Source organism: Vibrio pectenicida (genome assembly GCA_024347015.1).
GTDB lineage: Bacteria > Pseudomonadota > Gammaproteobacteria > Enterobacterales > Vibrionaceae > Vibrio > Vibrio pectenicida.
Genome location: AP024889.1, coordinates 2,836,677 through 2,856,334 on the forward strand (window position 1 = coordinate 2,836,677; position 19,658 = coordinate 2,856,334).

Genomic DNA, 19,658 nt, shown 5'->3' on the forward strand with positions numbered 1-19,658 from the left:
AAATCATTATACTGTTGATTCATACAGTGTCCATAGCTGTCGATGTTTTTTTTGTATATCAGCTACATCTTATTAATTTTTGTGAGGTTAATTTTCTAACCAACTTTTCACTTCACTTTTTCATACAATACTTGCAAAGCAAGACTCACCGCTTGCTGGCGTACTTCTGCACGCTTGCCTGAAAAATAATGGGTCTCCACTTTAAGCCAACCCTTATCATCCGCCCACGCAAAACATACTGTGCCAACAGGCTTTTCAGCACTACCACCATCCGGCCCTGCCACGCCGCTTATTGACACACCTAGATTTGCATTAGAATATTTGAGAGCGCCCTTAACCATTTCAATTACAGTCATCTCACTAACCGCACCATGGGAGTTAATAGTTTCTGGAGAAACCCCTAGCATTTCAATTTTGGCTTCGTTGCTATAAGTGATAAAAGCACGATCAAACCAAGCAGAGCTACCAGGAATATCAGTGATAGCCGCAGAAATACCGCCACCAGTACACGACTCTGCCGTTGTAATAACAATCTGGTGATAATTTAAGCACCTTCCCAGTTTGGTAGATAAGATTTGCTGTGATTCCATATCTAAAACCTCATTGTGACTTTTCGTCAAATCATGATTCACGTATCCTAAGCCGCAATAAACATAAACGAAAGAAATTACCCGTGAAAGCTGAACAAAAACACACTCCCATGATGCAGCAGTACCATAAGCTCAAAGCTGAAAATCCGGATATATTATTATTTTATCGGATGGGGGATTTCTACGAACTTTTTTATGATGATGCTAAACGTGCGTCTCAATTGTTAGATATCTCACTGACAAAGCGTGGAGCTTCTGCTGGCGAGCCTATCCCAATGGCGGGAGTGCCATTTCATGCAGTTGAGGGCTATTTAGCGAAACTGGTCCAACTTGGCGAATCTGTTGCTATCTGCGAGCAGATTGGCGATCCAGCCACCAGTAAAGGCCCCGTCGAGCGTAAAGTAGTACGTATCGTTACGCCAGGCACTGTCACTGATGAAGCACTGCTTTCTGAAAGAATTGATAACCTTATCGCTGCTATATATCACCAAGACGGTAAATTTGGTTATGCAACATTAGATGTCACTTCTGGGCGTTTTCAATTAATGGAACCGCAAACAGAAGAAGAAATGGCAGCAGAATTACAGCGTACCTCACCAAGAGAACTACTCTTTCCTGAGGACTTTTCCCCTATTGACCTTATGGCCTCACGCAATGGCAATCGCCGTCGCCCAATTTGGGAATTTGAGTTAGATACCGCAAAACAACAACTCAACCAACAGTTTGGCACAAGAGATTTAATTGGTTTTGGGGTAGAGAAGTCAACGCTTGGATTATGCGCCGCTGGGTGCTTGATTCAATACGTAAAAGATACACAACGCACTGCTCTGCCTCATATTCGCTCTCTCACTTACGATCAACAAAATCACTCAGTTATTCTTGATGCAGCAACGCGACGCAATTTAGAAATTACTCAAAACCTTTCCGGTGGGACAGAAAATACCTTAGCAGAGGTGTTGGATCATAGTGCGACAGCGATGGGAAGCCGTATGCTAAAACGCTGGTTGCATCAACCAATGCGAGATATTAAAACCTTAAATCATCGCCTCGATGCTATTAGCGAACTCAAAGAATTAGTTTTATTTTCAGAGCTCCACCCAATACTCAAACAAATTGGCGATATCGAACGTATTATAGCTCGCCTTGCTTTACGCAGTGCACGCCCTCGAGATCTAGCACGGCTGCGCCATGCGATGCAGCAGCTACCAGGCTTGGCTGACACAATGGGAAGTTTGGCTCACCCATACCTGACTGACCTTACCAATTATGCAGCACCGCAGCAGACCATCTGTGAACTACTAGAACGTGCGATAAAAGACAATCCACCTGTCGTAATTAGAGATGGGGGTGTTCTTGCAGAAGGCTATAACGATGAACTCGATGAGTGGCGTAAATTAGCAGAAGGTGCTGCTGAGTATCTTGAAAAACTTGAAAAGGATGAAAGAGAGCGCCACGGTATCGATAGTTTAAAAGTCGGTTATAACAATGTTCACGGCTTCTTCATCCAAGTCAGTCGAGGACAAAGTCACTTGGCTCCTCCTCATTATGTTCGTCGCCAAACGTTAAAAAATGCAGAGCGTTATATTATTCCTGAACTCAAAGAACACGAAGACAAAGTTCTAAATTCCAAGTCCAAGGCGCTGTCACTAGAAAAAAAATTATGGGAAGAGCTGTTTGACCTACTACTGCCCCATTTAGAGAAATTACAAAACCTAGCTTCTGCTATTTCTCAGATTGATGTACTGCAAAACCTTGCTGAACGAGCAGACAACCTAGATTATTGTCGTCCGATACTGACGGAAGAAACAGGCATCGAAATCCAATCTGGCCGTCACCCGGTTGTCGAGCAAGTACTAGACGAGCCGTTTATCGCCAATCCAATAAAACTCAACTCTGAGCGAAAGATGTTGATTATAACAGGGCCAAATATGGGCGGTAAATCTACCTATATGCGCCAAACAGCACTGATTGCATTAATGGCTCATATTGGTTCATATGTCCCTGCAGAGTCAGCTAAAATTGGTTCTATTGATCGTATATTTACCCGTATTGGTGCATCAGATGACCTGGCTTCAGGGCGCTCTACTTTTATGGTTGAAATGACAGAAACAGCGAATATCCTCCACAATGCTACAACCAAGAGTTTGGTTCTTATGGATGAGATCGGTCGAGGAACAAGCACCTACGATGGCTTATCTCTCGCTTGGTCCAGTGCAGAATGGTTAGCAAAACAGCTAGGTTCTATGACTCTATTTGCCACTCACTATTTCGAGTTAACTGAATTGCCAAATCAAACACCTCACCTAGCTAACGTGCACTTAGATGCAGTAGAACATGGCGACAACATTGCTTTCATGCATACAGTCCAAGAAGGTGCCGCGAGTAAATCTTATGGTTTAGCAGTAGCGGCGCTTGCCGGTGTACCCAAAAGCGTCATAAAACATGCACGAATCAAACTGACTCAATTGGAACAGCTGAGTTCAGCTGAAAACAAAAAAAACAAGCATTCAGTAGACACAAAAAACCAACTTAGCCTAATTCCAGAGCCAAGTGAAGTTGAAGAAACTCTTGCCAAGATCGACCCTGATGATCTAACACCACGTCAAGCTTTAGAAGCTTTGTATCGATTAAAAAAGCTATTATAACAAATGTAAAAAAGGGCTGCGATTTGCAGCCCTCTCTTTGAATAGCGCGTAAACTAAAGTTTTCTTCGAAGTAATACTAAAGCTACAGTCAAAAATACCATACTCGGCATCACAGCACCAAACGCTGGAGGAATGTTATATACCAAACTCAATGGACCGAAAAATTCGCTAGAAATATAAAAAGTAAAACCAGCTACGACTCCAGATAAAATCCGAGCTCCCATGGTCACACTTCGTAATGGGCCAAAAATAAATGACAGCGCCATCAGCATCATGACAGCAATAGAAAAAGGCTGCGTTACTTTTCGCCACAGTGCTAATTCATATCGTGAAGAGTCCTGCTCAGACGCCTTAAGGTAATAAACATAATCAAATAGACCACCTAAAGAGAGCTCTTCTGGTTTTACAGTTACAACTGCAAGTTTGTCTGGCGCTAGTGACGTCGTCCATCGATAGTCAGGTAAATTGGTTTTAGATATTTCGATTTCATCAACCATTTCTGTTAACTGAACATCTTTCATTAACCAAGTATTCTCAGACAAGTAATCTACTTGCGCTGCATAAACCACACTTTCCAATTGCTTATCGCTATTAAATCGCCACATATTTAGGCCGTACAATTTATCGTCATCGATTTTACCGATGAAAATAAAATCATTGGCATCACGGGCCCAAACTCCTGTACGTACCGACATAATGGCACCACCAGAAGTACTAAATGCCCGTAGATCTCGGGCCATCTTTTGAGCCTGAGGAGCCCCCCACTGACCAAGTAAAGTGACTAATACCATCAAAGGCACTGCTGTTTTAAGCACCGATAAACCAATATCGAGTTTGGAATAACCAGAGGCCTGCATAACAACCAATTCAGAGCTTGAGGCCAACATCCCAAGCCCAATTAAAGCCCCTAGTAAAGCCGCCATAGGAAAAAACATTTCAATATCACGAGGAATGCTCAAGACAACGTAAAGCAACGCTTGCAGTAAATCATAACTACCTTGTCCAACCTTACGTAACTGCTCTACGTATTTAATAATCGAAGACAGGCCAACAAAGGTTGCCAGTACTAACGATGTAGTGGCAATAATAGTCTTACCAATATAAAGATCGAGGATTTTAAACACAGCTTATACGGCCTTATTTCGTTGTCTTAGTTTATCTTTAATCCGCCTCACTGGAATGCTCTCCAGTGAGTTGATCCCTATTGCAGTCAGTAGTAATGCAGCATTGATCGGCCACATACCAATAAAAGCAGGAATAGAACCATCTTCCAATGCTGATTTGGTGGCACTGATTGATAAGAAATAAGCCAAATAAATCAGTATCGCAGGGCCCATTTTAGCAAAGCGACCTTGGCGGGGATTAACCGCGGATAATGGCACCACCAACATAGTTAACAGCGGTATGCATACAACAAGAGAGATCCGCCATTGCAATTCAGCCTGAGCGCGTGGGTCAGGGTTAGAAATAAGTAGCAGAGTCGGAATTGCTTCCCAATTACGGCCTTTAGGCTTAACGTCACGCTGGCCAATTAAGCCTTCATATTGTTTAAAATCTGTGACCATATAATCCAGACGGGTCGGTACGCCTTCGTAGCGGACACCATCAAACATACGAATTACTTGCCGACCATCACTGAGCTCTTTAACTTCGCCTGATTGTGAAAATGAGACACTAGGCAAAATTGAACCGCGCGGGCGCATCTGGGCAACAAAAACATGTTTAAGCTTTTTGTCTTCAATATCATCAATAAAGACGACAGAGGATCCATCAGGCGTACCTTGGAATTGTCCTTTTTGAAGCATATCAACATTATTTTCAGCTGCCACTTGCTCTTCAAGCTGAATGAGTTTTTCTTGGCTCATTGGTGAAAAAACAAATGCGTTCGCGCCAGCAATTAGACCAGTAATCACCGCTAGGTAAAGTGCTGCCCTAATGAGAAATTTATTGCCAATCCCCGTTGCATTCATAACGGTGATTTCACTTTCCGCATATAAACGCCCAAAGGTCAGCAAAATACCAAGAAACAAACTTAGAGGCAGCATTAATAGCCCCATTGATGGCATACTCAAGCCAACATAATTCATCACCAATGAAGCGGGGATATCACCATCTGAGGCATCAGCCAAAACTTTGATCAGTTTTTGGCTTAAAAACACCAAAAACAAGATAAAAAAGATCGCCAGTTGGCTCTTGAGTGTCTCGCGGATCAAATATCTAACAATAATCACGTTGAAATTACCTATACAAAACTTGTTTTTTTAATTGAATCACTATAATTTCCCGTTGAACCTTTTATTATTTGAAATTTTGGCTAACTGTTAACGCGCTTATTTACTCGTCGTTCCAAACAAGGAATCCACAAGTAAGACGCCATTATCTAACATTTAGTTCTATTTGTCTTCAGGATGTAGGAGTACGCATGGAGTTCAGTGTAAAAAGTGGTAGCCCAGAGAAACAACGTAGTGCTTGTATTGTTGTGGGTGTATTCGAACCACGCCGTCTCTCTCCAGTTGCTGAACAGCTAGATAAAATCAGCGACGGCTATATCAGTTCACTACTTCGTCGTGGTGATCTGGAAGGAAAACCAGGGCAGATGTTGTTACTGCATCAAGTGCCTGGAGTGCTGTCCGAGCGCGTTTTACTTGTCGGCTGTGGTAAAGAACGTGAACTGGGAGAACGCCAGTATAAAGAAATTATTCAAAAAACCATTAACACTTTAAACGAAACTGGTTCAATGGAAGCGGTCTGCTTCCTAACCGAGCTACATGTTAAAGGACGTGATACATATTGGAAAGTGCGTCAAGCTGTTGAAGCAACAAAAGATAGCTTATACACATTTGATCAGTTCAAAAGTATCAAACCGGAAACTCGCCGTCCATTACGCAAACTTGTATTCAATGTCCCGACTCGACGAGAGCTCAATCTAGGTGAAAAAGCGATCACCCATGGTTTAGCTATCGCTTCAGGAGTAAAGGCTGCAAAAGATCTTGGCAACATGCCACCCAATATTGCCAACCCTGCTTACCTAGCCTCTCAGGCTCGACGTCTTGCAGATGACTACCAGACAGTCACCACTAAAATTATTGGTGAACAAGAGATGGAAAAACTGGGCATGACCTCTTACCTAGCGGTTGGCCGAGGCTCAAAAAATGAATCGATGATGTCCATTATGGAATATAAAGGCAGCTCCGATCCAGATACCAAGCCCATCGTTCTAGTAGGTAAAGGGCTAACCTTTGATTCTGGTGGTATTTCACTCAAACCAGGCGAAGGAATGGATGAAATGAAATACGATATGTGTGGCGCAGCTTCAGTCTTCGGTACTATGAAGTCACTAGCCAAACTCAACTTGCCAATTAATGTTATCGGTGTTCTTGCAGGCTGTGAGAATATGCCCGGTAGCAACGCTTATCGCCCAGGCGACATCTTAACTACAATGTCAGGTCAAACGGTAGAAGTACTTAACACTGATGCGGAAGGTCGGCTAGTACTGTGCGATGCATTAACTTACGTTGAGCGTTTTGACCCTGATTGTGTTGTTGATGTTGCCACCCTTACGGGAGCGTGCGTAATTGCTCTTGGGCACCATATTAGTGGTGTTTTATCTAACCATAACCCTCTATCGCATGAATTGGTAAATGCATCCGAACAAGCCAGCGATAGAGCATGGCGTCTACCAATGACCGATGAATATCACGAGCAGCTGAAAAGTCCGTTTGCCGATATGGCCAACATAGGTGGCCGTCCTGGTGGCACCATAACAGCTGGATGTTTCTTATCCAAATTTACTAAGAAATATCACTGGGCTCATATCGACATTGCAGGTACTGCTTGGAAATCTGGTGCAACCAAGGGAGCAACAGGTCGTCCTGTTTCAATGCTCGTCCAGTTTGTATTAAACCGAAGCGGCCAAGAAACGGAAGAGTAATTTCCAAACACGAAAAGGGCCGCAAGGCCCTTTTTTAATTCGGTAACATATTATGCCTCAGGCAACTTTTTACATTATTGAACCTAACTCGCCCCAAGCTAAGCGACCTGGTTTTCTCCGATACCTTATTTTCCTTGCCAGTCATTTTTCTCGGCAAGGAGCCAAGATATACCTCAATTGTGAGAATAAGCATGAAGCAGAATTGCTAGCAGAATATTTTTGGCAAGTCGATACCGAGCAGTTTCTAGCTCATAACTTAGTGGGAGAAGGGCCAAAATACGGCACTCATATCGAGATCGGATATCAAGATGTCAATCCTTCATGGAACCGCCAACTGGTGATAAATTTGGCTAATAATAAGACAACCTTTGCGAACAAGTTTGCAGAGGTGGTAGACTTCGTTGCTTGCGAAGAAAAAGCCAAGCAACTCGCGCGAGAAAGGTATAAAATCTATCGTCAAGCTGGATATCAATTGCAAACGATCGAAATAGACCATAAAACATAGTCAATCCTTATAGTTAAGGCGATCTTATCCGAGATCTCTCACTTATAAAGATTGATACCAATTAAATTTAACCAGAACCAACCTTCGAATGCCTGGGCCTAGCGCAGAATGATACTTGATCCAAACCCGATGAATATCCAAGTGATGTTTGATTTGGTTTGCCGATGTTATAGATACCGCGACAAGTCCATCGATGACGAGGAAATATGAGCACTATGGAAAAGACATATAACCCAACTTCAATTGAACAAGCTTTATATCAAGCTTGGGAAGAACAAGGCTACTTCAAGCCACACGGTGACACAACAAAAGACTCCTACAGCATAATGATCCCGCCACCGAATGTCACTGGCAGCCTGCATATGGGTCATGCATTCCAAGACACCATCATGGATACTCTCATCCGTGCTGAACGCATGAGGGGCAAAAATACGCTTTGGCAGGTCGGTACCGACCATGCTGGTATTGCGACGCAAATGGTTGTAGAGCGTAAAATTGCTGTAGAAGAAGGCAAAACCAAGCATGATTACGGCCGTGATGCTTTTATCGATAAGATTTGGCAATGGAAAGGCGAGTCTGGCGGTACCATTACCAAGCAGCTTCGTCGCTTAGGCGCTTCTGTCGATTGGGAGCGTGAGCGCTTCACTATGGATGACGGACTATCTAATGCAGTTCAAGAGGTGTTCGTTCGCCTTTATGAAGACGATCTTATCTATCGTGGCAAGCGTTTAGTCAACTGGGATCCTAAGTTGCATACTGCAATCTCTGATCTTGAAGTTGAAAGCAAAGATAAAAAAGGCCACATGTGGCATTTCCGTTACCCTCTCGCAAATGGGGTTAGAACCGCAGAAGGTAAAGATTACATTGTTGTCGCGACAACTCGCCCAGAAACCGTACTTGGTGATACTGGTGTTGCCGTTAACCCAGAAGATCCTCGTTACAAAGATCTTATCGGTAAAGAGATCCTTCTTCCTATCGTTGACCGTCCTATCCCTATTGTAGGCGACGAACACGCTGATATGGAGAAAGGCACGGGCTGCGTGAAGATAACCCCTGCGCACGACTTCAACGATTATGAAGTTGGTAAACGCCACCAACTACCAATGATCAACATTCTAACCTTTGATGCGAACATCCGTGATGCAGCTGAAGTGTTTAACACTAATGGTGAAGTCAGCGATGCATACTCAAGCGAACTACCTGCTAAATACCATAACATGGAGCGTTTCGCAGCACGTAAAGCGATCGTTGCAGAGTTCAATGATTTAGACCTTCTGGAAGAAATTAAAGATCACGATCTCACTGTTCCTTACGGTGATCGCGGCGGTGTGGTAATCGAACCACTTCTAACTGACCAATGGTATGTTCGCACTGCTCCTCTAGCTAAACCTGCGGTTGAAGCTGTGGAAAATGGCGATATTCAATTCGTTCCTAAGCAGTACGAAAATATGTATTTCGCTTGGATGCGTGATGTTCAAGACTGGTGTATCTCACGTCAGCTGTGGTGGGGACATCGCATCCCTGCATGGTACGACAACAACGGTAACGTATATGTAGGCCGTACAGAAGAGGAAGTGCGTGAGCAACACAATCTAGCACCAGTTATCGTTCTTCGCCAAGACGATGACGTACTAGATACATGGTTCTCTTCCGCTCTTTGGACATTTGGTACTCAGGGCTGGCCAGAAAATACCGATGCACTAAAACGGTTCCACCCTTCAGATGTACTCGTCTCTGGCTTTGACATCATATTCTTTTGGGTAGCTCGCATGATAATGATGACGCTACACTTCGTTAAAGATGACAACGGCAAACCGCAAGTACCCTTTAAGACAGTTTACATGACAGGTCTTATCCGTGATGAAAACGGTGACAAGATGTCTAAGTCAAAGGGGAACGTTCTTGATCCAATCGATATGATTGACGGCATCGACCTTGAGTCTCTCGTTGAGAAACGCACCGGTAATATGATGCAGCCGCAACTTGCAGCGAAAATTGAGAAAAACACACGTAAAACCTTTGAAAATGGCATAGAACCTTATGGCACTGATGCGCTGCGTTTCACTTTAGCAGCTATGGCTTCTACTGGTCGTGATATTAACTGGGATATGAAGCGTTTAGAGGGCTACCGAAACTTCTGTAATAAGTTATGGAACGCAAGTCGTTACGTACTGATGAATACTGAAGAACAAGATTGTGGTTTCGGTTCAGAGGAAATTGAATACTCACTGGCAGACAAGTGGATCGAATCTCAATTTGAGCTGGCTGCGGCTGATTTTAATGGCCACCTTGATAACTTCCGTCTTGATATGGCGGCAAATACTATTTATGAATTCATCTGGAATCAATTCTGTGACTGGTATTTAGAGCTAACAAAACCTGTACTTTGGAAAGGTAATCAAGCTTTACAGCGTGGCACACGTCGTACGTTAATCACAGTGTTAGAGAAAACGCTTCGCCTTGCACATCCAGTAATTCCATACATAACGGAATCCATTTGGCAGAGCGTGAAACCGCTAGTTAAAGGCGTGGACGGTGAAACTATAATGCTACAGCCCCTGCCTCAATATAACCAAGCAAACTTCAACCAAGAAGCACTTGATGATATTGAGTGGGTGAAGTCTTTTATCACCAGCATCCGTAACTTGCGAGCTGAATACGACATCAACCCAGGCAAACCACTTGAGGTGATGCTGAAAGCTGCAGACGGTAAAGACGCCGCACGTCTTGAAGCAAATAAACAAGTGCTCATGTCTCTAGCGAAGCTTGAATCGATACGTATTCTTGAATCTGGCGAAGAAACATCAGCCTGCGCTACTGCACTTGTGGCTAAGTCTGAGTTGATGATCCCTATGGCCGGACTTATCAACAAAGATGCAGAGCTGACGCGCTTAGATGGTGAAATAAAGAAAACTTTCGGCGAAATCAAACGTCTTGAAGGTAAGCTAGGTAATCAAGGCTTTGTTGCTAAAGCGCCTGAAGCTGTGGTTGCCAAAGAACGGGAAAAACTAGCAGGTTATAAAGAAATGCTAGTAAAACTAGAAGAGCAGAAAACCACTATCGCGGCACTTTAAGTACCAAATAGCAGTTAAAGAAAAGGCAGCGAGTGAAGTGCGCTGCCTTTTTTATTTTTATTGTTCATGTACAGCTTGGATTCGCTGCTCAAAGTCAGGATGAGTACTCATCCATTCAGGTATGTCCGGGCGATTTTGCTCATGAAGTAACTCAAACATCTCAGCCAAAGGCTGGCTCGTACCGTACAAACTCTGCATAGCTTGTTTTGAAAAGACATCCGCTTCTAGTTCAGCTTCTCGAGAATGACCATTAGACAGGAAAAACACACCCAAACCTGCCAAGTTATCGACCACTCCTGAACCTTCCCCAGTTAACAAAGCCACGCCAACAGACAAAAGACTTGAATGGACAAGTTTTTTTAGCATATGGCGATGATAAACATGGCCAATTTCATGCAAAATAATACTATCGAGTTGCTGCTTATTTTGGGCAAGTTCGACAATCTCATCGAGTAAGACTACTTTCCCGCCTGGCAAAGCAAACGCATTCGCCCCCATTTCTAACGCTCGAAATTCCACTTCAATTGGATAAGGCAGCGTTTCTAGCTGGGCAAGATGCTGAGTAATGCGTAAGCGAATCTCATGTTGCTCTTCAGAGCTTATTTCACTTTCTTCCCAACTACTATCTAAGCTTTCTAGAATTTTATCGCCCAGAGCCAGCGCGATATGTTCAGGGATGGCTTTGGCAACTTTATCACTTGTCCATGGCAAGACATAAAAATAAAAACTCAACACTAAACAAATACACATGATTGCCGATAGCAGCCAAGCAATCCAATTCGACTCCATCTTGTCAACTAAACTGCTTTTCTGATTGGACGCTAACCACTGATCCACATCCTCGCTTCTTTCTACCGTAAAAACCCACCCATTAGGAAAGGTAAATTTCACTGGAAGCTTGCCCAGCGGAGCACTTATATCGGCGAGCTCTAGATCACAGCTGACGATATCCCCACTGATTTTCAAGCTTAAATGATTGGTCTGAGAAACATCAAGCTGAGCAGAGTGACGCTCTGAACTGCGCGGGGCAAACGCCACTCCTTCAAACAGCATTAGCCAATACCCATACCAACATCGAATGTCTGAGCCATTTCATCCGAAATAGCCGATTTCATATTGGCAGATTGATCGCTGACCTTCAACAAGCTCATATCGCCAAACACTGCTGTATTATCTGCGATATAACGCGTTGTTCTTACCATCACCCAAGGCCTTGCAATACCTAAAGTAACAACCTGAAGCAAGAAGTTAGAGATGACCAGCCAAGTATAACCACGAACGGTCATGCTTGAGTTAAACTGATATTGAACGCTATCATTTTGCTGCGTCTTAGCGATTAATTGAAAGAATACATAGTTACGAACACGTGTTGTTGTGTATGCAGTCAGCGCAATAGTTATGACAATTAGCCCTACATAGCTCACAACAAATACCATAAATGGTGACTCACTCATCAAGGAACTAAAATCACCACTTTGGATCGCGGCAAAATCTGCGCCTGACAATAATGTTGAAAAAATTGCAAGAATAAGAAGCATTGTGGTGACAAGAGCGAAAGCCATCGCTTTAAGATACGTTTTAATAAAAAATCTTGTTTCAATCTTTGCGCTAAACTTCCACTCACCAAATTGAAAACCATTAGAAAAATACTTCTGCGCGCCAGCAACAATCCATGCATAAACCACGGCTAACAAAATAAATAAACCTAACCCTAATACACCAGCCACCAGCATTGAAACACTAGCGACCGCAACCATAATGGCAAAATAGAGGCTAACGATAATCAATGCCCCTATTTCACGGCCAACGATTACTTTATACGCCTCTTTCAGTGAGGCGTTAAAAGAAAAATGAACATTGCGGTAACTTGTCATGGCTGCATCAAAACGAGCATTACTCCATAACAGCCAAGGCAGGGATATATAAAAAAGCAGAATTAATACAAGGCTAGCAATAGGAGAAAATGAGTTAGCAATACCCCAGACAAATAATGCCACTAAGGCAACCAAGCGGCCTTTTAAAATTTGCATTGGCTGAGCATGATATTCAAAACTATCCCCAGCAAGATGAGTATTACCATAAAAATAACGTTTGGTTCGCACTTTAGCCCAAGCAGAATAAACGCCCAATGTAATGATTGAGAGCAAGATATTTACAATCCAAATACCAAAAAACTCCCTACCCTCACCCTTAAACTCGACAGAGTTAGTAATATGTTTTTCCATTTGTTATGTATCCAAAATTGTTGACTAAAAGATTAGCCGCACAATTTCTTACATTTTCCTTATTGATTTTATTCATTCACCCAATGAAACTACTACCAGTTGATATGCATCGCAAATAAAAACCAGATAAGTTCAACAATTTTACATTTAATTATCAGCACCACAGATAACGACTAAACAATTCGGTTTTGCTGCCGACCCTGTACAAAAGCCACAATGTTGCTAGCTAATGTCTCGGCAATTTTGGGAAAGGATGATTCACTACCCCAAGCGACATGTGGTGTGAGCAATAAATTAGCAAGATCCATATTCGCAATGAGCGGATTAGATATATCGGCAGGCTCTTGACTAAACACATCGACTCCAGCCCCTGCAATCTGTCCTTGTTTCAAAGCATCAACTAAAGTCTCTTCATCAACTAAGCCACCTCTTCCGGTATTAATTAACACGCAGGTCTTTTTCATTGCCAGCAACTCTTCACGCCCAATAATATGATGCGTTTGTTCATTCAAAGGACAATGTAGCGTCAATACATCTGACATTTCAATAACGTGCTGTAAAGGCAAATAACCTGCTCGGCAATTTTTTACGCCTTTTCGTTCAGCAAATACGACATTCATCCCCAAGGCTTTAGCCATCCCTGCCGTAGCTTGACCAATTGCACCACTACCAATCACGCCAAGCGTGCTACCTGTCACATCACTAATTGGATGAGTAAAGAAGCAAAAATGTTCAGTACGCTGCCATTCCCCTGCCGCGATATCATTATGGTACCCCTTTAAATTACGCTTTAGCGCAAACATCATGGCAATCACATGTTCAGGAACAGAAGGGGTCGAATATCCCTGCACATTTGTTACCGCAATCCCTCGCTCCTTACAAAAGCTCACATCAATATTATTAAAACCAGTAGCGGCGACCACTATAAGTTTTAAGTCAGGTAGTTGGCTTAAACTCTCTCTATCAAGCACAACCTTATTAGTGATAGCAATAGCGGCACCTTTAAGACGCTCAACCACTTGCCCTTTGGTTGTTTGATCGTAATCAGTCCATTGATGCTCGAATGGAAGTGGTGGATATTCAATTTGCGCGGGGATAGAAGCGCGGTCTAAAAATACAATGCTTAGTGCAGACTCAGCAGGCTGTAACATAAGCTCTCCTTTAAAGGCTTTTGACTAAAAGTACGCTACGGGCGTGGCAAGGTTTTATAGTCTGGTAAATTGTCGACAGGGTCAAAATAGGTTTGAATCACTGGCGTCGCCTGCGGGTAAAAATCACAAGGGACAAAAATACATCGCAGCTTTGCGTCAGCTGGATGATAAAAGCTCAGCTCAGCGGCATGCAAACCCAAACGTTCAAAACTCTCGAACGCATCACCTTGCGCATAAAACTCATCACCGACAATAGGATAACCTAATGCTTGCATGTGAACACGTAATTGATGTGAGCGCCCAGTAATAGGCAATAAACGCACAATCGTGGTGCCTTTTTCACGCTTCACCACTTCAAACTCAGTTTGTGAGGCTTTACCCTGCTCAAAGCACACTTTTTGTTTTGGTCTATTTGGCCAGTCGCATATAAGCGGTAAGTCTATCCTTCCCTGTTTTTTTTCCATTTCACCCCAAACTCGCGCGTAATATACTTTGTGGGTAAGGCGAAACTGGAATTGCTTTTTTAGCGCCGACTCGGTCGGTTTGTTCTTAGCAAAAAGCATCAAACCAGAAGTTGACATGTCAAGGCGGTGGACAGATTGGATATCTGGATAGAGATCTCTCAAGCGGCTCCACATACTATCATAATGCCCTTTGTCTCGTCCCGGCACAGACAAAAGACCTGAAGGCTTGTTCACTATGATGATATCTTGGTCTTCAAATATAGAATCTATCCAAGGTTCTGTCGGCGGACAATAGTACTGCATCGCCATAAATACCCCTTATTTTAATAATAAATAAAACACCATAAGCAAGCATCTATGTGATGAATCAAACATATTAAGGTCTTATTTAATTTTTTCAATGTAAATGAGTTTTAACGTACCAATAAAATGTGATATTCGTACGCCAATTTATTTAAGCAACACAAGGTTATACCCAAGGAATCATATGGATACTATCTCCACAACAGAGAATGAAAGCAAATTATCTCTGTCACAACTCTCTCGCTCACTGGGCCCAGGCATTATGATGGCAACCGCTGCTGTGGGTGGCTCTCATTTGGTCGCTTCGACTAAAGCTGGAGCCATCTATGGTTGGCAACTTGTCGCCTTAATCTTATTAGTAAACCTTTTAAAATACCCTTTTTTTCGCGCCAGTGTACAATATACTGTCGGTACAGGTGAAAGCTTGGTAGAAGGCTATGCAAAACTTGGTCATGCTTATCTTTGGCTGTTTGCTAGTATGAATATAATCTGTGGAGTAATCACTACAGGAGCGTTGCTTCTATTTAGTGCTAGCCTATTGGAATATTTTATTCCATTTAAAGTATCAATTACTACATTATGCTCAATTATATTAGCGTTTTGTATTGGTATTTTAATCGCTGGCCACTATAAAGCTCTAAATACTGTTTCTAAATCCATAATGGTTGTGCTTATTGTTTCAACCTTAACAGCTGTAATGATTGCGACTAACAACCCAATAGAGGTCCCCTCCTCGTTTGAATCGCCATCACCATGGTCAATGGCTGGTATTGGCTTTATTATAGTTATGATGGGTTGGATGCCAGCCCCTATGGAAATATCAACCGTGACCTCAATGTGGTTAAAAAGCCAGCAAAAACAAAGTGAAGTTACTGCTCAATCGGCTCTATTTGATTTTAATATCGGCTATATAGGTACAGCACTCCTAGCAATTGTATTTCTCGCACTTGGAGCACTGGTTCTGCATGGCAGTGATTTGGAATTTTCAAAGTCAGGTTTAGGGTTTTCTCATCAACTAGTCAGTTTATACACCTCTACGATTGGTGAGTGGTCTCGCTATCTTATTGCAACTGTAGCCTTTCTTTGTATCTTTGGTAGCACTATTACCGTTATTGATGGTTACAGTCGCGCTATTTCTGAATCACAGCGCCTATTGCAAGACCAAACCAAAATAAACCCTAAAGTAACGCAAATATGGATGATAGTGATTTCAATAGCTGCACTTTCGATTATTGTCTTTTGGGCGTCAAGTCTAATGACCATGCTCGACTTTGCTATGGCTATTGCCTTTATTACTGCACCATTTTTTGCCTTGCTTAACTTTCTACTTGTGTCACAAACTGAATTACCCAAATATCTAGCGTTAAGTAAACCTATGAAGTGGCTATCAATTGCAGGCCTTATCTATTTGTTTAGCTTTTTAGCCGTCTTTTTATGGTGGCGATCATTGGTATAAATTACAATTAACCCATACCACAAAAAATAAAGGCCTGATTAATCAGGCCTTTATTTTTCATCGGCAGGGTATAGTACTGACCTTATTTAGTTATGAGATACAACGATCAAACGCAGTGAATCAAGCTGAAATTGAGCCTTAGTAATATAAACCTCTAACTGCTTGATTTGCTCTTCAATTGTCGTCAGCTCTTCGTCTCGAATGTTTGGGTTGACGGCTTTTAGTGCTTGTAAACGCTCTAATTCTGCATTCAAACTGACTTTCATATCTAGTTGCGCCTGCTCACGTACAGCCGTCACCTTATCGATAATAAATGATTCACCAGCGGTGATCATTTGGTGTATTTGAGGCTGAACCGATGAAACTAATTTAGCGGCCATATGACGTCCAACAGGGCTCAGCTGGCGATTAAAGCTTTCAAACTCAACCTGCTCAGACAAATCACAGCCTTTGCCATCCAGCATCAAGCGAATCGGTGTTGCGGGCAAAAAGCGGCTGATACCACTGCGCTTTGGTGCCTGTGCATCCACCTTATAAATCAGCTCAAGTAACATAGTACCGACAGGCAGTGCCTTATTTTTCAATAAAGAAACCGCAGCCGCCCCCACCCCTTCGCTCATAAGAAGATCTATGCCCCCTTGAATCATCGGGTGCTCCCAACTGATGAAATTCATATCCTCACGAGATAAAGCCGTATCACGATCAAAAGTAATCGTCGCACCTTCATAAGGAAGACCAGGGTAGCTTGGTACCATCATATGCTCAGATGGCGTGACAACTATAGCGTTTTCACCTTTATCATCCTGATTAAGACCTATGGTATCAAACAGACTTAAGGCAAAAGTAACCAGATTGGTATCACCATCTGTGGCTGCTATCTTATCGACAATTTCTAGCGCTTTATCACCACCGTTTGAGTGCATTTCTAGTAAACGATCTCGACCCTGCTCAAGTTGAGACTTCAAAGTCTGATTCATATCAGCAGACTGGCTAATCACCTCATCGAGCTCTGTAGTATCGCCTGTGGCTAACATTTCAATTAAACGACCAGAGAACTCATCATAAACCGCTCGCCCAGTTGGGCAGGTATCAGCAAAAGCATTTAAGCCTTCATCAAACCAACGAGCCAAAATAGCCTGGGATGTTTGCTCTAAATAAGGGACGTGGATATCAATATCTCGGTTTTGTCCAATACGGTCTAAGCGGCCAATACGCTGCTCAAGCAAGTCTGGGTTGAATGGTAAATCGAACATCACTAACTGATTGGCAAACTGAAAGTTGCGTCCTTCAGAACCGATTTCACTACAAATAAGTACCTGAGCGCCGCCTTCTTCCTGAGCAAAATAGGCTGCTGCTTTGTCTCGCTCAAGGATAGACATACCTTCATGAAACACCGTTGCCCGAATACCTTCTCGCTCGCGTAGCGCTTGCTCTAATTGCAAAGCCGTCGTGGAACGCGAAGCGATAACGAGTATTTTTTCACTACGCTTTTGCTTAATTTTATCGATCAGCCAATTCACTCGCGGATCAAACTGCCACCAGCTGGCTTCATCACCTTCAAATTCTTGAAAGATTTCTTCAGGGTATAGATTCTTTAAGGCTCTTGCTTCTTGGCTTATCTTTCCACCGATCAAGCCTGATACACGCATCGACGTGGTGTATTGAGAAGGTATCAGCATCGGCAATAAATTGACATTACGAACTGGGAAACCTTTAATGGCCGCGCGAGTATTACGGAACAACACTCTACCTGTACCATGGCGATCCATAAGATTATCAATCAATTCTTGACGAGCACTCACGGCTGAGGCTTCTTCGGTATCACTTTCAATAATACGGAACAAAGGTTCAACATCTTGCTCTGTCAGCAGATCAGTGATCTGATTTTTAGCCTCATTGGATAGAGATTGACCAGAAAACAAAGCGCTGACTGAATCAGCAACTGGCGCATATTGCTCTTCCTCTTCGACAAATGATTGGTAATCAAAAAATCGGTCAGAATCGAGTAAACGCAGTCGAGCAAAATGACTTTCACGGCCCAGCTGCTCAGGAGTTGCAGTCAGAAGTAATACCCCAGGTGTATTTTCAGCCAAGCCCTCTACAATTTGATATTCGCGGCTAGGATTCTCAGAGTTCCATTCAAGGTGATGAGCTTCATCTACAACCAATAAGTCCCACCCTCCCTCTAAGGCTTGCTCAAAGCGCTTGCGACTTTTGCGCAGAAAATCCAAAGAGCAAAGAACATATTGCTGCGTATCAAATGGGTTATCAGCATCAGTAAGCGCTTCAATACAACGATCTTCATCAAAAATAGAGAAATGTAAATTGAAGCGGCGCATCATCTCAACCAACCACTGATGCTGTAATGTCTCCGGTACAACAATCAAAATACGTTCAGCACGGCCTGCTAACACCTGCTGGTGGATAATCATTCCCGCTTCAATCGTTTTACCTAAACCCACTTCATCAGCGAGAAGAACACGTGGCGCATGTCGGCGACCAACCTCATGGGCAATATACAACTGATGTGGAATCAAACCAGCACGCATACCACACAAACCACGCATCGGGCTCTTATGCTGCTCATATTGGTTCACAAGAGCTCTATAGCGCAGTACAAAGTTATCCATGCGATCAATTTGGCCTGCAAACAATTTGTCTTGTGGTTTATTAAAACGAATTTGATTACTAAGCATGATCTCACGCAAAGTCACTTCTTGCTCACCTGTGTCTTCACGAGTCCCTATGTAAGCATATAAGCCTTGCTCTTCAATGACCTGCTCAACCTTAAGTGACCATCCTTCTTGACTATCTACGAGATCACCAGTGTTGAATGTTACACGGGTAACAGGCGCATCACTACGAGCGTAAACTCGGTTTTCTTCAGAAGCTGCAAACATAAGTGTTACTGTACGATTATCCAATGCAACCACAGTTCCTAAACCTAAATCGCTTTCTGTATCGCTTATCCAGCGCTGGCCCAAAGCAAATGTCATGAATTGACTACCTCACCTGTTGAATTCAAAAAACGGGTCAAAATATCTTAGTTATTCTTGCACAAGGTGACAGTTTGATGGCAGGAGAATTTATCGCCAACTATCACGCAAAAAAGGCCGCTAATATTACTCTAAGCTGTGATACTGGTCACGCACAAACACCTCAAAAAACAACAATTTTTTCTTCATCTTTTGCATGACATCAAACTGTAAGAAAAGAATGGCAGTTCTAACAGGGAGAGTCGGATATCTGACTTATACTCAAAAATGAAAGTGCAAGTTTTGGCGTCATTTTTTCGACTGGCACAAGAGATGCAT

At 42.8% G+C, this 19,658-nt stretch carries 14 protein-coding genes; 6 read left to right on the top strand and 8 right to left on the bottom strand.

Annotated features, from left to right (window positions below):
- Positions 1–107: 107 nt before the first annotated feature.
- Positions 108–590: a CinA family protein gene (locus OCV27_RS12990; RefSeq protein WP_125319915.1), complete on the bottom strand. Its 483-nt coding sequence runs from the start codon at positions 588–590 to the stop codon at positions 108–110.
- Positions 591–673: 83 nt separating this feature from the next.
- On the opposite strand from OCV27_RS12990, the gene mutS reads away from it, so the two are divergent.
- The gene (gene mutS, locus OCV27_RS12995) at positions 674–3,235 is read left to right on the top strand and encodes a DNA mismatch repair protein MutS (protein WP_125319916.1); all 2,562 of its coding nucleotides are present in this window, start codon (positions 674–676) and stop codon (positions 3,233–3,235) included.
- A 53-nt stretch (positions 3,236–3,288) separates the two neighbouring features.
- Here mutS and lptG read toward each other — a convergent pair whose 3' ends face one another.
- Both lptG and lptF read right to left on the bottom strand, forming a co-directional pair.
- Positions 3,289–4,359 (bottom strand): LPS export ABC transporter permease LptG, encoded by a 1,071-nt coding sequence (gene lptG / locus OCV27_RS13000; protein ID WP_125319917.1) that lies wholly within the window; start codon positions 4,357–4,359, stop codon positions 3,289–3,291.
- A 3-nt stretch (positions 4,360–4,362) separates the two neighbouring features.
- On the bottom strand, positions 4,363–5,466 hold the full coding sequence (lptF, locus tag OCV27_RS13005; protein ID WP_125319918.1) for an LPS export ABC transporter permease LptF: 1,104 nt from the start codon (positions 5,464–5,466) through the stop codon (positions 4,363–4,365).
- 191 nt (positions 5,467–5,657) lie between these two features.
- Here lptF and pepA point away from each other — a divergent pair, with 191 nt between their 5' ends.
- The 3 genes from pepA to OCV27_RS13020 all read left to right on the top strand — a co-directional run bounded on the left by pepA (position 5,658) and on the right by OCV27_RS13020 (position 10,745).
- The gene (gene pepA / locus OCV27_RS13010; RefSeq protein ID WP_125319919.1) at positions 5,658–7,166 is read left to right on the top strand and encodes a leucyl aminopeptidase; all 1,509 of its coding nucleotides are present in this window, start codon (positions 5,658–5,660) and stop codon (positions 7,164–7,166) included.
- Between the two features lie 52 nt (positions 7,167–7,218).
- Positions 7,219–7,671, top strand: coding sequence for a DNA polymerase III subunit chi (locus OCV27_RS13015; RefSeq protein ID WP_125319920.1), 453 nt, complete (start codon positions 7,219–7,221; stop codon positions 7,669–7,671).
- A gap of 215 nt (positions 7,672–7,886) precedes the next feature.
- Entirely contained in the window at positions 7,887–10,745 is a 2,859-nt protein-coding gene (locus OCV27_RS13020) for a valine--tRNA ligase (RefSeq protein WP_125319921.1), read from the top strand.
- A gap of 57 nt (positions 10,746–10,802) precedes the next feature.
- Here OCV27_RS13020 and OCV27_RS13025 read toward each other — a convergent pair whose 3' ends face one another.
- From OCV27_RS13025 to OCV27_RS13040, 4 genes are all read right to left on the bottom strand, one after another.
- Positions 10,803–11,798 (bottom strand): M48 family metallopeptidase, encoded by a 996-nt coding sequence (locus tag OCV27_RS13025; RefSeq protein ID WP_125319922.1) that lies wholly within the window; start codon positions 11,796–11,798, stop codon positions 10,803–10,805.
- Entirely contained in the window at positions 11,798–12,970 is a 1,173-nt protein-coding gene (locus OCV27_RS13030; RefSeq protein WP_125319923.1) for a YjgN family protein, read from the bottom strand. Before OCV27_RS13030 ends, OCV27_RS13025 begins: the two co-directional genes overlap by 1 nt.
- Positions 12,971–13,143: 173 nt before the next feature.
- Complete coding sequence (locus tag OCV27_RS13035) at positions 13,144–14,121, bottom strand: D-2-hydroxyacid dehydrogenase (RefSeq protein WP_125319924.1); 978 nt, start codon at positions 14,119–14,121, stop codon at positions 13,144–13,146.
- Positions 14,122–14,156: 35 nt separating this feature from the next.
- Entirely contained in the window at positions 14,157–14,894 is a 738-nt protein-coding gene (locus OCV27_RS13040) for a pseudouridine synthase (protein ID WP_125319925.1), read from the bottom strand.
- 178 nt (positions 14,895–15,072) lie between these two features.
- On the opposite strand from OCV27_RS13040, the gene OCV27_RS13045 reads away from it, so the two are divergent.
- On the top strand, positions 15,073–16,344 hold the full coding sequence (locus OCV27_RS13045) for an NRAMP family divalent metal transporter (protein ID WP_125319926.1): 1,272 nt from the start codon (positions 15,073–15,075) through the stop codon (positions 16,342–16,344).
- Positions 16,345–16,430: 86 nt separating this feature from the next.
- Here OCV27_RS13045 and rapA read toward each other — a convergent pair whose 3' ends face one another.
- Complete coding sequence (gene rapA / locus OCV27_RS13050; RefSeq protein ID WP_125319927.1) at positions 16,431–19,340, bottom strand: RNA polymerase-associated protein RapA; 2,910 nt, start codon at positions 19,338–19,340, stop codon at positions 16,431–16,433.
- A 77-nt stretch (positions 19,341–19,417) separates the two neighbouring features.
- On the opposite strand from rapA, the gene OCV27_RS13055 reads away from it, so the two are divergent.
- Positions 19,418–19,540: a hypothetical protein gene (locus OCV27_RS13055; protein WP_281272826.1), complete on the top strand. Its 123-nt coding sequence runs from the start codon at positions 19,418–19,420 to the stop codon at positions 19,538–19,540.
- Positions 19,541–19,658 lie beyond the last annotated feature (118 nt).